This is a genomic window from Pseudodonghicola sp. (assembly GCF_048268305.1).
Classification (GTDB): Bacteria; Pseudomonadota; Alphaproteobacteria; order Rhodobacterales; family Rhodobacteraceae; genus Pseudodonghicola.
In genome coordinates, this window is record NZ_JBLWVT010000001.1 from 492,350 (window position 1) to 505,825 (window position 13,476).

Genomic DNA, 13,476 nt, shown 5'->3' on the forward strand with positions numbered 1-13,476 from the left:
GGTCATGATGGGCTGTCCTTTGCATCGGCTTGGCTGAGCTGGGGCGAGGGGGCCGCGATCTGCGCGACGATCTCGTGGAACAGGCAATCCCTGGCGGTGGCCCGTGTCAACACGATCGCCCCCTGTATCGCCGCGATGATCTGCGCCGCCCTGGCAAAGGCCGCGTCTTCCGGCAGGCCCGCGCGCCTCAGGCAGCCCGACAGGCTGGCCAGCCAGCGGTCGAAGTATTGCGCGATGCGCTCGGCAAAGAGATCGCGGGTGCGATCCAGCGCGAAGGCGCCGACCAGGCAGATCCTTTGCCCCGAGCGGAAATACTCCGTCACCGCCCGGATCATCGTCGGGATCGCCTCGGCCTCGGGCTGGGTGTCGAGGGGGGAAAAGATATGTGTCTCGAACCAGAGCGCGACATTGTCCAGCACCGCCGCCGCCATCTCCTCCTTGCCGCCGGGGAAGAAGTGATAGAGGCTGCTGCGCCCGGCGCCGGTTTCGGCGACGATCAACCCGATGCTCGCCCCCTCGTATCCGTGCTGGCGGAAGATTTCGGCGAGCTTCGGGATCAGGTCCTCCCGTTCGAAGATTTGGCGCACCATTATCCCCGCTCCATCGGATAGCAGGTGCCGCTCAGCCGGTGGAAGGCGATGGCGATGATCACCAGCAGCACCGTGCCGGAGAGCACCGGGAACAGCAGGAAGTCGAAGCCGGGATGCGCGGCGAAGATCACCAGCGGGTCGGCCCCCGCCGGCGGATGGGTCACACGCAGCGCCACCATGGCGGCGATCGCCAGGCCGACCGCCAGCGCCAGGGCCCACCATGTGTTCGGAAGCTGCGTCCGCAGCAGAAGGCCGATCAGGCTTGTCAGGACATGCCCGCCAATGACGTTGATCGGTTGCGACAGCGGCGCCTGCGGGGCGGCGAAGAGAAGAACGCAGCTCGCCCCGAAGGGAGCCATCAGCAAGGCGAGGGAGGCGTGTTCGCTCAGCAGGGCGAGACAGGCGACGGCGAGAAAGCCGCCGGCTCCCGCCCCGAGGATCATCTTCAAACTCGGTCGGGGGAGGGTGGGGGAGATCAGCTTTTTCACGGTCGAGGCGCCTGCTTGTAACGAAGATTACATTTTGGACTGTTCGTTACATTTGTTTTGAGGGGAGCTCAAGCCCCCGGGCTTTGGGCGCGGGCGGAGCAGATGTGCTCGACGCATCGCCTCACCGTCCGGGGCGGCGGCGCCGGCTGGCCGTTACGTCTTGCACCGACCGGCTGTTCAGTCGGGACGATCCCCGCTAGGCTCCGACCGGCGCGGGATGGCTTGGGCGGCAGGGACTGCCCGCCATTACCGGAGGAGCGGCCGCCCCGGCGGCCGAGGCGATATGCGAGGAGGGCAGGCATGCTGTTGAACGAAGACCAGCAGATGGTGCGCGATATGGCGCGCCGGTTCGCAGTGGAGAAACTGGCGCCGAATTCGGCGGACTGGGACAAGACCCATCATTTCCCGGCCGAGGAGATCGCCGAGATGGGGGCGCTGGGCCTGATGGGCATGCTGGTGCCGGAGGAATGGGATGGCGCGATGTCCGATCACGTCTCCTATGCCCTGGCGCTGGAGGAGATCGCGGCCGGCAATGGCGCGGTCTCGACCATCATGTCGGTGCACAACTCGGTCGGTTGCGTGCCGATCCTGCGCTATGGCAACGAGGCGCAGAAAGAGGAATACCTGCGCCCGATGGCGCGCGGCGAGGCGCTGGGCGCCTTCTGCCTGACCGAACCGCATGCCGGCTCGGACGCCTCGGCGCTGAAGACGCGGGCGCGGCGGACCAATACCGGCTGGGTGCTGAACGGGGTCAAGCAGTTCATCACCTCGGGTCAGAACGCAGACACCGCCATCGTCTTCGCGGTCACCGATCCCGATGCCGGCAAGAAGGGGATTTCCGCCTTTATCGTGCCGACCGATACGCCGGGCTACCGTGTCGCCTCGATCGAGGAGAAGCTGGGCCAGAACCTGTCGGACACCGCCCAGATCGCCTTCGACGACATGGAGCTGCCGGCCGAGAACCTGCTGGGCGCCGAGGGCGAGGGATATCGCATCGCGCTGTCGAACCTCGAAGGTGGGCGGATCGGCATCGCCTCGCAATCCGTCGGCATGGCGCGCGCGGCCTTCGAGGCGGCGCGGGACTACGCGATGGAGCGGGAATCGATGGGGCAAAAGCTGATCGGCCATCAGGCCGTCGCCTTCCGCCTGGCCGACATGGCCACCCAGATCGAGGCGGCGCGGCATATGGTGCTGCATGCCGCCAGCCTGCGCGACGCCGGCCTGCCCGCCTTGCAGGCGGCGTCGATGGCCAAGCTCTTCGCCTCGGAGATGGCGGAAAAGGTCTGTTCGGCGGCGATCCAGACCTTCGGCGGCTATGGCTATACCCGCGACTTCCCGGTCGAGCGGATCTATCGCGATGTGCGGGTCTGCCAGATCTACGAGGGCACCAGCGATGTGCAGCGCATGGTGATCGCCCGCGATCTGGCCCGGGCGGCGGGTTAGGCGCGCACCAGCCGGTCGAGCACCCGGGCGCAGAGGGCGAGCTGATCCAGCGCGATGGATTCGTCGGGCTGGTGGCCGTCACGCTCCATCTCTCCCGGGCCGCAGACCAGCGTGGGGATGCCGAGGCCGGCGAAATAGCCGGCCTCCGTCCCATAGGAGACCTTGATGGGCGTCGGGTCGGGCAAGAGGGCGATCAGCCGGGCCAGCGCCGGATCCCTGGGATCGCTCGACAGGCCCGGATAGGCGCCGGTCGGGGCGATGTCGATGCCCTGCGGCAGGCGGGCCTTGATGCGAGCGAGGATATCGCCGGGTGTCTCGGCGGCGAGATGGCGGATTTCGAACTCCACCTCGGCGCGGTCCGGCACGATGTTCAGCGCCACGCCGCCTTGCATCTTGCCCGCGTGCACGGTGGAGCAGGGGATGTCATCATCCGCATCCTGCGCCCCTTCGGCGATCAGCCGGGCCTGTTCGGCGCGCAGCGCCGCGATCAGATCGGCGGCCAGATGCAGCGCATTGGCGAAGCGAGGCGCCAGCGACGAATGCCCGGCCTCGCCCCGGCAGATCGCGTGATAGCTGGCCTTGCCCTTGTGGCCGATGGCTGGGCGCATTCCCGTCGGTTCGCCGACGAGGCAGAGCGCTGGCCGGCCAAGCACCGGGATCACATGGTCGATCATTTGCGGGATGCCGCGACAGCCGATCTCCTCGTCCCAGCTCAGCGCGATCATCACCGGGGTCGTGGGCGGCGTCTCGCGCAGGGTCGCGGCCAGGGCCAGCACGCAGGCGAGAAACCCCTTCATATCGGTGGCGCCGCGCCCCTGCAGCCGGTCGCCCCGTCGGGTGAGGGTGAAGGGATCGCTGCTCCAGCTCTGGCCCGTCACGGGCACCACGTCGCTGTGGGCCGACAACAGCGTGCCGCCCGTCCCTTCGCCGAAACGGGCCAGCAGCCCGGCCTTGTCCTCCCCCCGCGCGGCGATGCGGGTGACGGCAAAGCCGGCGCCGGTCAGGAACTCCTCCACCCAGTCGATCAGGTCGCGGTTCGAACGGTCCGGTGTGGTGGCAAAGCCGATCAGGCGGGACAGGAGAGCTTCGACAGCGGTCAGCATTGCGGCAACTCGGTATGGAGGATCACCCCGTCGCAGAGGGTCAGCACCACGCGGCAGGCCTCGGGGGCGGTGGCAAGGGCCTGGGGATCGCCCTCCAGCAGGATCACATCCGCCGCCTGCCCAGGGGCGAGGGTTCCGCGCCTCGTCTCCTCGAACAGAGGATAGGCGCCGCCACGGGTATAGGCGGCGATCACCTCGGCGAAGGGCAGCCGCTGGTCGGGCATTTCCGCCGCCCAGGGTTGGCGAGACAAGGCCGCATGGATCGCGTTGAGCGGTGACAGTGGCGCGGTCGGCCAGTCGGTGCCGAAGGCCAACGGCACCCCGGCCGCCGCCAGCGCCGCCCAGGGAAAGGTATCGGCCCAGCGGTGCCGCCCCATGATCGAGATCGTGGGCTCCAGCGGCAGACCGCTCGACCCCGGGGGGTGCACCGGCTGCATCGAGGCCACCACGCCAAGCGCCTTGATCCGGGCCAGATCGTCGGGGTGGAGCATGTCGATATGTTCGATCCGGTGGCGCGCGTCGCGCGGTCCGTTGGCGGCGCGGGCGGCGGCATAGCCGTCGAGCGTGGCGCGCACCGCGCCGTCGCCGACGCAATGCACCTCGATCTGCAGGCCGGCGGCATCGGCCTTGCGGCAGATTTCGGCGAACCGTGGGGGTGCAAAAAGCGGCGCGCTGCGGACCCCGGGGCGGCCCGGGTAGTCGTCGGTGCGAAAGGCGGTCCAGGTGTCGAAGACACCGTCCATGAACATCTTGATCCACCCGAAGCTGAGCTTGCCGACGGGGGCGCGCCCGGCCGCCGCGATCAGCCTGTCGATGCGGGCATCGTCGTGATCGGGGGCCAGGGTCATCGGCAACACCACGCGGATCGGCAGCTCTCCCGCCTGCGCCATCTCGGTCAGCAGATCGGCCTGATAGAGGTTGCCGTCCATGTTGACCGCCGTGGTGATCCCGAAGGCGGCGCAGGTGGCCATCGCGGTGGCGAGTGTCGCCTTGTCGCGGGCCCGCTGGTCGGGGTCGGGCGGTGTTTCGGGTTCCACCCCGCCTATGCCCAAAAGCTCGCGCCCGGCGTTGGCGGTCAGGCGGGTCACCGGTTCGATCGCGGCGCCCTCGCGCAGCTCGCCATTGGGCCGCCCGTCCGCGTCCAGAACCACCTCGGCGCCGCGCAGCGCCGGCACATGATCCATCAGCCCGGCCAGCCGCAACGCGACCGTATTGGCCCAGGCCGCGTGCCCATCCACCGCCCTGATCAGCAGCGGTCGGTCGGGCAGCAGGGTGTCGAGCGCCCGCCGATCCGGCCGGGTGCCGGGGCCGAGCAGGTCGTAATTGGCCGAATAGGCGCAGATCACCTCTCCCTCGGGACGGGTGGCGGCGAAGGCGGTGATCGCCCGGGCGGCGCTGTCGCGGTCGTGCACGTCCAGAAGGTTGAGCTGATTGAGCGTTACCCCACCCCAGAACAGGTGCAGGTGACTGTCGCAGAACCCCGCGCTCAGCCAGCCGCCGGCGGCGTCGATCCGTTGGCCCTTGGGCGCGGGCCAGTCGGTGGGATCGCCGGCGTATTCGATTTGCCCGTCGCGCAGCCGCAGCGCCATCGGTCGGCCGGTCAGCAGGTCGCGGGCATTCAGGATGTCGATGGTCTGCGGCATGGGGGCTCCTCTCATTCGGCCAGCGCCGTGACCTCACGGCGGAACGGCAGCGCGTCACCGATATCGGGCTGATCGAGCTCGCGCGCATAGCGATGCCCGGCATAGGTCGCCCAGGCGATCGGACCGGGCGCACAGGCGTCGCCGATCACCTTGACCGAGCGGATGCCCGCATCGGCCCAGTCGCCCTGCCGCGCCATCAGATCGTGGTAAAGCGCATCGTCCGAGACCCGCGAGGCGACCATGACGACCGCATCGCAGCCGAGCCGCGCGGTGGCGCCGGTGTAGACGCATTCGGTCTCGACGCCCCCGGCATGCAGTGCCGCGATGCCGGTGTTGAGGGTGATCGTCACGCCGTTCTCGACCAGCCGGCGATGGATCGCCCCCTGTTCGAGCGTGTTCAGCGTCCAGTCCGAAACATAGGCCGAGGGGGTGACGAGGGTGACGGTGCAGCCGGCCTTGGCCAGCAGTTCGGCCATCACGCCCCCCATGTAATAATGGTCATCGTCGAACACGACGACTTCGCCCTTGGGCAGGCGGCCCGCCATGATGTCGTCGGGGGTGAAGACCGGCATCGCCGGATCGGCCGGCATCGGCTCGACATGCTGACGCGCGACGCCATCGGCGCGCCAATGCGCCCCGGTCGCGATGCAGACATTCTCGAAGCCGAAATCAAGGATCTCCTGCGCGCTGAGGCGACTGTCGAAATAGGTTTCGACGTTCGGGCGCTGCCCAAGCTGATAGGCGCGGTAATCGGCGACCCGGCCCCAGGCGCTCAGCCCCGGCAGCTTGCGCTCGCGCGCGACGCGGCCGCCAAGCTCGGTGCCGGCTTCGGCCAAGGCCACGTCATAGCCGCGCAAGGAGAGCGCGCGCGCGGCCTCGAGCCCCGCCGGCCCCGCGCCGACGATCAGCACGTTCGTGCTTTCGCCCTTCGGGTTCATCTTCTCCGGATGCCAGCCCTTGCGCCACTCTTCCATGAAGGTCGGGTTCTGCGTGCAGCGGCTGATCGACATCGTCATGTCGCCGGTGATGCAGATGTTGCAGCCGATGCATTCGCGGATGTCCTCGATCCGGCCCTCCTCGATCTTCTTCGGCAGGAAGGGATCGGCGATCGAGGGGCGGGCGCAGCCGATGAAATCGAGCACGCCCTGCCGCACCAGCCGCGCCATCACATCGGGCGAGGTGAAGCGGCCGACGCCGACGACGGGCTTCGTGGTGAGATCGCGAATGCCGGTCACCAGCACCTCCTGCGCCGCCTCGTCCTTGAAGCGGCTCGGGCCCGAGCAATCTTCCCACGTCCCCTGCGCCAGATCCCACAGGTCGGGCAGATCGGCGTTCATCTCGATGAACTCGCGCAGCTCGGCGTTCGAGAAGCCAAGCGCGCCGATATGCTCGTCAAGGCTCACCCGCAGCGTCAGGCCCATGGTGTCGCCGACCGCATCGCGCATGTCGGCGATCACCTCGTTGACGAACCGCGCCCGGTTCTCGAGCGAGCCGCCGTATTCGTCCGAGCGCTGGTTCGTCGCGCGGCTGAGGAAATGCTGGAAGATGCCGAAGCCATGGGCGCCGTAGAGGCAGATCAGATCGAACCCGGCCAGCTTCGAGCGCTTCGCCGCATTCACGAACCAGCGGCGCAGGTTCCTGATGTCGGTCTTGTCCATCGCCCGCGCCTGCACCGGGTCATTGGTGAAGGTGCGAATGGGCAGTGCCGAAGGGGCCAGCGGCACTTCCTTGGTATAAAGGTTCGGGCCGTTGATGCCGGAATAGGCAAGCTGGATGCCCGCCAGCGCGCCGCGCGTCTTCATCGCCTCCGACATGCGATTGAGCGCCGGAATATCGGCATCGTCCCACAGCCGCAGCTCGATGAACGGGGTGATTTCCGAGGTGTGGTGCATCTCGGTCTGCTCGGTGAAGATCACGCCCCAGCCGCCCTCGGCCTTGATCCCGCGCATCGCGGCCGCGGCAGAGGGGTCGCGATAGCCGCCGCCATTGCAATGGGGCACCTGGTAGAAGCGGTTCTTCGCGGTGAGCGGCCCGATCTTGGCCGGTTGAAACAGGATGTCATAGGCGGGCGGGGTCGGCATCTTCGGCTCTCGGGCTGGGGTCATTCGTCGCCCGGCACGCCGTAGGAGGGCGCGGCGGCGGGGGCGAGGGCGCGGGTGACGTAATCATCGGCCTGGGGTTTGTAGACCTCCCAGGCGCGGGCGAGGGCGGCGATCGGGCAGGTATCGTCAAGCCAGTCGATCCGCAACTCGGCCCAGGGCCAGGGCTGTTCGTCGACGATCAGAAGGCCGGCGGAATGGACCGGGCCGGCCTCTCCCCCCTGGGTGAGGCCCGCCTGCATCGCGGCGATCAGCCGGTCGCCGATAGCGCCTGTTGTGGTTTCGAAGGCCGCGATCATGGCCGCCGGCACCCCGTCATTGGCCAGCAGGTTGCCGCCGGCGGCACAATCGCGCCCCTGCGCCTGGGTCCATATCCCCAGGGCCTGCGCGCCGGAGTGGATCGCGGTCCGGCCTTTGGCGTCGATTGCCAGCACCTGACGATAGGCGGCGAAAGGGTCGGTGGCGATGGCGGCGGCGACGGCGGCGGCGGCATCGTCCCCGGCCTGCAGCCGGCTCAGCGTCAGCGGCCCCAGCGCCGGATTGGTGACGTTCTGGCTGGCCACCGCGCCAACGCCGGCATGAGCAAAAGCGCAGCGCGCCGCCACCGCCGGAGAGGAGGAGGCGATCGCCATGCCGAAGCGCCCGGTTTCGGCGCAGCGCGCCACGATGGAAAAGGTCATCGCGCCGCCTCAGTCCGGGATCACGGCGGTGGCGTCGATCTCGACCAGCCAGGACGGGCGGGCAAGGCAGGTCACCACCACACCGGTCGAAACCGGGTGTACGCCTTTGATATAGTCCCCCATGGTCCGATAGACCGCCTCGCGGTGGCGCACGTCGGTCAGATAGACCACGACCTTGCACAGGTGTTCCATCTTGCCGCCGGCCTCTTCGAGCAGCTGCTGGATGTTCTGCATCACCTTATGGGTTTGTTCGACCGGATCGAAGCTGCCGATATCCGCGAAGGTGTCCAGATCCTGCGGACACTGGCCGCGGAGGAAGACCATCGTGCCGCGCGCCACCACCGCATGGCAGAGATCGTTGTCGAGCTTTTGTTCGGGATAGGTGTCGCGGGTGTTGAAGGGGCGGATGCGGGTATGGGCCATCGGATTCTCCGAAAGTTGGGTGGGGCGGCTTGTGGGCAAGCCTGACCCCGGGGGCGGGTCGGCTCAAGGGGCAGGGGTCAGGCGGGGGCGCTGTCGGGGCGATAGGCCAGATAGGCGCGCTGTTTGCAGATGTGATCGGCCAGATATTTGGCATCGAACCAGACCCCCCAGATGAAGGAGGAGCCGCGCCGGGTCTGCCACGGCAGGCCGAGGAAATAGACCCCCGGTTCGGCCGAGACGCCACGGATGTGGAGGGGGTGGCCATTGGCGTCGAAACTGTCGACCTGAAGCCAGCTGTAATCGACGCCGAAGCCGGTGGCCCAAATGATCATGGTGATCCCCGCCTTGGCCAGGTCGAGCGACAGGATGGGCTGGGTAAGGCAATCGGGATCGGGGCCGATCAGGTGCGCCTCGGGCTCCTCCGGCAGGTCGAGCCCGTTGGCCGCGACATAGGCGTCGGCCTCGCGCAGGAGAGACAGGTAATTCTCGTCCCCGCCGGCGATATTCGCGGCCAGATCGGGGGCAAAGCGCATCATGCCGGCGTCAAATCCTTCGGTTCGGCCCAGCAGGACCATGCCGCGCGAAGCCAGTTTGCGGAAATCGACCGTATGGCCGCCCGCCGCGCCGGACACCGCGATGGTGGTATGTTCGACGCCCGGGGTGGCCTCCATGTCCCATTTGTTCAGCACGCCGAGCCACCAGACGAAATCCCGCCCCCGATAGCGGCGCGGAGGTCGGTCGTGCGGCCCGACCGAGAGATAGACCTTGCGCCCGGCCTCCAGCAGCTCTGTCGCGATCTGCGCGCCAGAGGAGCCGGCGCCGACCACCAGCACCGCCCCTTCGGGCAATTGGCCGGGGGCGCGATAGGCGGCGGAATGGATCTGGGTCAGCCCGGTGGCTTCCGGCACCAAGGGCGGGATCAGCGGCGTCTGGAAGGCACCGGTGGCGGCGATCACATAATCGGCCTCGATCTCCTCTCCCGCGCCGGTCAGGGCGTGGAACCCGGGGCGTCCGATATTGCGGGTCACCTCGGTCACCTCGACCCCGCAGCGGATCGGCGCGTCGTATTTTTCGGCATAGGTTTCGAAATAGGCGGCGACCTCTTCCTTGCCGGGAAAGCCGTCGGGGGACGTGTCGGAGAACTCCAGATCGGGAAAGCGGTCGTGCCAGGCCGGGCCGTTGGCGACCAGCGACTCCCAGCGCGCGCTGCGCCAGCGTTCGGCGATGCGGTCACGCTCCAGCACCAGATGCGATACGCCCGCCGCGCCCAGATGGCGGCTCATCGCCAGACCCGCCTGGCCGCCACCGACGATCAGCGCCTCGACTTTTTCAACTGACATTCCTGGCCCCCGGCGTTCGAGTCGATATCGGGCAGCGTGGCGCAGCGGCGCCTTTGGGCAAAGAATTTCCTTCTTCAGCCTTGCTTAGGATCAGCCTAAGCAAGGCCGGGCCGGTCGCGTCGTCAGCAGCCGTAGGCAGCCATGAAGACGCGCACCGCCTCCTGCACGCAGCGCCTGATTTCTTCGGGGCTGGGGGGCTTGGGCTGCTGGCCGAACAGCCGCTTGCGCCAGAAGCCGACCGAGGAGAGTTCGATGAACTGCTGCGCGGCCAGCAGAGGATCATTGACCTTCAGGCGGCCGGCCTGAGCTTCGGCTTCGAACCAGGCGCAGAGATCGCCGAGAAACCGGCGCGCGCCGAATTCATAGAACCGCAGCCCCAGTTCCGGCATCCGTTCGACCATGCCGATCACCATCCGCTGGGCACGGATCGCCTCTTCCGAGGTCAGGAGCTTCGCCACGCCGACGCCATAGGCCGATAGCTGTTCCGCCGGGGTGCCGGGCCCGCGCAGTTTTTCGCGCAGCTCCTGGAACAGGGCCAACCGCTTTTCCCGGATGGTTTCGATGAACAGCTCTTCCTTGTCCTGGAAATAGACGTAGAGCGTGCCTTTCGAGACGCCGGCCGCCTTGCAGATGCTGTTCATCGAGGCCGCGTCAAAGCCCTGTTCCATGAAGACGCGCCAGGCGCCGGCGATGATCTGATCGCGTTTTCTCGGATCTTCGCCCGCCGCGTGGCGCCGCCGGTGCAGCGTGCAGCAGTCCTCTTCGGCCGCGGGCGGCGCGATGGAAAGGGTGCTGTCCTGGGACAAGGGGGCGTTTGACATGCCCGTGATATATTCGAACCGATCGGTTCGATAAAGGCTTGTCTTCGCGTCAGTGGCTGCCTATCTGTTTTCGAACCAATTGGTTCGATTTGTATTCGCGCAATCCTGATCAACGAAGGTCCACCATGTCCCGCCACGACCGCATCGACAATCCCGCCGAGGAAACCCGCCCGGTGCCGCCGGAGGTGCCTGCGATGGATGGTCCCGGCACGGGGGGCGGCAAGGCGGGCGGAAAGAAAAAGCGCGTGCTGCTGGGGGTGGCGCTGATCGCCCTTCTGGCCGGCGTCTACGAGGGCCACAAGTGGTGGACCGAAGGCCGCTTCATGATCGACACCGATGATGCCTATGTTCAGGCTGATCTGTCGTTGGTCTCGTCGAAGCTGACCGGCTATGTCGAGGCGATTCCGGCCAAGGCCAACCAGCATGTCAAGAAGGGCGATGTGTTGGTGCGGATCGACGATGGCGATTACCGGATCTCGCTGGAACAGGCGCAGGCCAAGTTGCCGACGCTGGATCGCACCCTGGCGCGGATCGACGCGCAGATCGCGGCGGCCCAAACCTCGGTCCTGCAGGCCCGGGCGCAATTGACCGCGGCCGAGGCGGCGCTGCGCACCGCGACCACCAATGCCGAGCGCACCCGTGATCTGGCGGCGCGCCAGGTGTCGTCGCAGGCCGCGCTCGACGCCGCGAACGAGGCGCTCGATACCGCCCAGGCCAGCAGGATTTCGGCGCTGGCGGCGATCGAGGGTGCCAAGGCGCAGGTCGAGGTGCTGAAGGCGCAGCGGGCCGAGACGGAATCGAGCCGGCGCGAGCTGCAGCTCGATGTCGATCAGGCGCAGCGCAATCTCGATCTGACCGTGCTGCGGGCGCCCTTCGATGGCACCGTCGCCAATATCGCCATCGAAGAGGGGGAGCTGGTCAGCGCCGGCGAACGCCTGGCCGCCGTGGTCCCCGATCATGGGCTTTATGTCGAGGCGAACTTCAAGGAAACCCAGCTCAGGGGCATTGCTCCGGGGGAAACCGCGCATGTCAGCATCGACGCGCTCGACGGTCACAGCGTCGAGGGCAAGGTGATCTCGATCGCGCCGGCGACCGGGGCGGTCTTCTCGCTGCTGCCGGCAGATAACGCCACCGGCAATTTCACCAAGATCGTGCAGCGGGTGCCGGTGCGGATCGAACTGCCGGCCGGGACCCCGGGGCTGCGCGCCGGGCTGTCGGTGGTGGTCGAGGTTGATCGGCGCACTGCGCCGGAGGGTGCCGTTTTCGCGGATGCCGAGTGATGAGCGCGGTGCCGGTCGATGAACCGCAGGTGACCCCGCGCCGGGTCGCGGCCTTCATGGTCATGGTCTTCGGCATGTTCATGGCGATCCTGGACATTCAGATCGTCTCGGCCTCGCTGCCCGAGATCCAGGCCGGGCTGGGCGCGTCTTCGGACGAGATTTCCTGGGTGCAGACGGCCTATCTGATCGCCGAGGTGATCATGATCCCGTTGTCGGGCCTGCTGGGCCGGATGATGTCCACCCGCTATCTCTTTGCGGCCTCGGCGGCGGGGTTCACCGCCGCCTCGTTCCTCTGCGCCACCTCCAGTTCGATCAACGAGATGATCCTGTGGCGGGCGCTGCAAGGGTTCCTTGGCGGCGGCATGATTCCTTCGGTCTTCGCCGCGGCCTTTACCGTCTTTCCGCCCTCCAAGCGCAATGTCGTCTCGCCGATGATCGGCCTGGTGGCGACATTGGCGCCGACGGTGGGGCCGACGGTGGGGGGCTATCTGTCTCATGCGATGTCCTGGCACTGGCTGTTCCTGGTCAACGTGCCCGCCGGCATTCTGGTGACGATTGGGGTTCTGACGCTGGTCGATTTCGACAAGCCCGACTGGTCGCTGTTCGATCGTTTCGACTGGCTGGGGCTGGGGGCGCTGGCCTGTTTCCTGGGGGCGATGGAATACGTGCTGGAGGAAGGCCCCTCGAACGACTGGTTCGACGACCGGGCGGTGGCGATCCTGTTCGTCGTCATGGTCGTGGGCGGTGTCACCACCTTCTGGCGGGCCTTCACCCGGACCGATCCGGTGGTGGATTTCAGCGCCTTCGCCAATACCAATTTCGCTGTCGGGTCGATCTTTTCCTTCGTGATGGGGATCGGGCTTTACGGGATGACCTATCTCTATCCGCTCTACCTCTCCTCGATCCGCGGCTATGACAGCCTGATGATCGGCGAGACGGTCTTTGTCTCCGGGTTGGCGATGTTCTTCACCGCGCCCTTGGCCGGCGCTCTGGCGTCGCGGATCGACCTGCGGGTGATGCTGATCTTCGGCTTTCTCTGCTTTGGCCTGTCGTCCTGGATGCTGACCGGGATGACGGCGGACTGGGATTTCCAGGAACTGCTGGTGCCGCAGATCCTGCGGGGCATGTCGCTGATGATCTGCATGGTGCCGATCAACAACCTGGCGCTGGGCACCCTGCCGCCGGCCAAGATGAAGGGGGCGTCGGGCCTTTACAACCTGACGCGCAACCTGGGCGGCGCGGTGGGGTTGGCCATCATCAACACGGTGCTGACCGATCGCGGCGCGCTGCATGCCGAGCGGTTGAGAGAGGCGCTGAACTGGGCCAATCCCGAGGCGTTGCGCCAGCTTGCTCTGATGGAGGCAAACCTTGACGCCCAGGGGCTGAACGGCAGCAAGGCGGCGCTGGCGCAGATGGCCGGCCGGGTGACCGAACAGGCGACGGTGATGTCCTTTGTCGACGTCTTCGTGCTGCTGACTGCGGTGTTCGTCGGGCTCGCGGTGATGGCGCTGCTGATGAAGCCGCCGCCCAAGGGGGTCAAGGCGCCGGCGCATTAGCCGGCTCGCG

At 67.4% G+C, this 13,476-nt stretch carries 12 protein-coding genes; 3 read left to right on the top strand and 9 right to left on the bottom strand.

Annotated features, from left to right (window positions below):
- Positions 1-2 precede the first annotated feature (2 nt).
- On the bottom strand, positions 3-590 hold the full coding sequence (locus tag ACN0V4_RS02385) for a TetR/AcrR family transcriptional regulator (protein ID WP_417672910.1): 588 nt from the start codon (positions 588-590) through the stop codon (positions 3-5).
- On the bottom strand, positions 590-1,078 hold the full coding sequence (locus ACN0V4_RS02390) for an HPP family protein (protein ID WP_417672911.1): 489 nt from the start codon (positions 1,076-1,078) through the stop codon (positions 590-592). Before ACN0V4_RS02390 ends, ACN0V4_RS02385 begins: the two co-directional genes overlap by 1 nt.
- 300 nt (positions 1,079-1,378) lie before the next feature.
- Between ACN0V4_RS02390 and ACN0V4_RS02395 the strand changes: the two genes are divergently transcribed.
- Positions 1,379-2,521: an acyl-CoA dehydrogenase family protein gene (locus tag ACN0V4_RS02395; RefSeq protein ID WP_417672912.1), complete on the top strand. Its 1,143-nt coding sequence runs from the start codon at positions 1,379-1,381 to the stop codon at positions 2,519-2,521.
- Here the strand turns inward: ACN0V4_RS02395 and argE are convergent.
- The 7 genes from argE to ACN0V4_RS02430 form a co-directional block, all read right to left on the bottom strand.
- Positions 2,518-3,624 carry an acetylornithine deacetylase gene (gene argE / locus ACN0V4_RS02400; RefSeq protein WP_417672913.1) on the bottom strand — a complete coding sequence of 369 codons (1,107 nt, stop codon included), beginning with the start codon at positions 3,622-3,624 and terminating at the stop codon, positions 2,518-2,520. The genes ACN0V4_RS02395 and argE overlap by 4 nt on opposite strands.
- Positions 3,618-5,267 carry an amidohydrolase gene (locus tag ACN0V4_RS02405; protein WP_417672914.1) on the bottom strand — a complete coding sequence of 550 codons (1,650 nt, stop codon included), beginning with the start codon at positions 5,265-5,267 and terminating at the stop codon, positions 3,618-3,620. The genes argE and ACN0V4_RS02405 overlap by 7 nt, the downstream gene beginning before the upstream one ends.
- 11 nt (positions 5,268-5,278) lie before the next feature.
- Complete coding sequence (locus tag ACN0V4_RS02410; protein WP_417672915.1) at positions 5,279-7,348, bottom strand: NAD(P)-binding protein; 2,070 nt, start codon at positions 7,346-7,348, stop codon at positions 5,279-5,281.
- A 20-nt stretch (positions 7,349-7,368) separates the two neighbouring features.
- Positions 7,369-8,046 (bottom strand): DUF1028 domain-containing protein, encoded by a 678-nt coding sequence (locus tag ACN0V4_RS02415; protein ID WP_417672916.1) that lies wholly within the window; start codon positions 8,044-8,046, stop codon positions 7,369-7,371.
- A 9-nt stretch (positions 8,047-8,055) separates the two neighbouring features.
- A complete protein-coding gene (locus ACN0V4_RS02420; RefSeq protein ID WP_417672917.1) occupies positions 8,056-8,469 on the bottom strand; it encodes a RidA family protein in 414 nt (137 codons plus the stop codon).
- Positions 8,470-8,546: 77 nt separating this feature from the next.
- A complete protein-coding gene (locus tag ACN0V4_RS02425) occupies positions 8,547-9,809 on the bottom strand; it encodes a flavin-containing monooxygenase (protein ID WP_417672918.1) in 1,263 nt (420 codons plus the stop codon).
- A 122-nt stretch (positions 9,810-9,931) separates the two neighbouring features.
- On the bottom strand, positions 9,932-10,630 hold the full coding sequence (locus ACN0V4_RS02430) for a TetR/AcrR family transcriptional regulator (protein ID WP_417672919.1): 699 nt from the start codon (positions 10,628-10,630) through the stop codon (positions 9,932-9,934).
- A 125-nt stretch (positions 10,631-10,755) separates the two neighbouring features.
- Between ACN0V4_RS02430 and ACN0V4_RS02435 the strand changes: the two genes are divergently transcribed.
- Together ACN0V4_RS02435 and ACN0V4_RS02440 are read left to right on the top strand one after the other, a co-directional pair.
- A complete protein-coding gene (locus ACN0V4_RS02435) occupies positions 10,756-11,910 on the top strand; it encodes an HlyD family secretion protein (protein WP_417672920.1) in 1,155 nt (384 codons plus the stop codon).
- Positions 11,910-13,466, top strand: coding sequence for a DHA2 family efflux MFS transporter permease subunit (locus tag ACN0V4_RS02440; protein ID WP_417672921.1), 1,557 nt, complete (start codon positions 11,910-11,912; stop codon positions 13,464-13,466). The genes ACN0V4_RS02435 and ACN0V4_RS02440 overlap by 1 nt, the downstream gene beginning before the upstream one ends.
- Positions 13,467-13,476: the final 10 nt, after the last annotated feature.

Bases quoted from the DNA above. Each gene is read 5' to 3' on its own strand.
- ACN0V4_RS02385 (WP_417672910.1), bottom strand. From the start codon at position 590: ATGGTGCGCCAAATCTTCGAACGGGAGGACCTGATCCCGAAGCTCGCC.
- ACN0V4_RS02395 (WP_417672912.1), top strand. From the start codon at position 1,379: ATGCTGTTGAACGAAGACCAGCAGATGGTGCGCGATATGGCGCGCCGG.
- argE (WP_417672913.1), bottom strand. From the start codon at position 3,624: ATGCTGACCGCTGTCGAAGCTCTCCTGTCCCGCCTGATCGGCTTTGCC.
- ACN0V4_RS02405 (WP_417672914.1), bottom strand. From the start codon at position 5,267: ATGCCGCAGACCATCGACATCCTGAATGCCCGCGACCTGCTGACCGGC.
- ACN0V4_RS02410 (WP_417672915.1), bottom strand. From the start codon at position 7,348: ATGCCGACCCCGCCCGCCTATGACATCCTGTTTCAACCGGCCAAGATC.
- ACN0V4_RS02415 (WP_417672916.1), bottom strand. From the start codon at position 8,046: ATGACCTTTTCCATCGTGGCGCGCTGCGCCGAAACCGGGCGCTTCGGC.
- ACN0V4_RS02420 (WP_417672917.1), bottom strand. From the start codon at position 8,469: ATGGCCCATACCCGCATCCGCCCCTTCAACACCCGCGACACCTATCCC.
- ACN0V4_RS02425 (WP_417672918.1), bottom strand. From the start codon at position 9,809: ATGTCAGTTGAAAAAGTCGAGGCGCTGATCGTCGGTGGCGGCCAGGCG.
- ACN0V4_RS02430 (WP_417672919.1), bottom strand. From the start codon at position 10,630: ATGTCAAACGCCCCCTTGTCCCAGGACAGCACCCTTTCCATCGCGCCG.
- ACN0V4_RS02435 (WP_417672920.1), top strand. From the start codon at position 10,756: ATGTCCCGCCACGACCGCATCGACAATCCCGCCGAGGAAACCCGCCCG.
- ACN0V4_RS02440 (WP_417672921.1), top strand. From the start codon at position 11,910: ATGAGCGCGGTGCCGGTCGATGAACCGCAGGTGACCCCGCGCCGGGTC.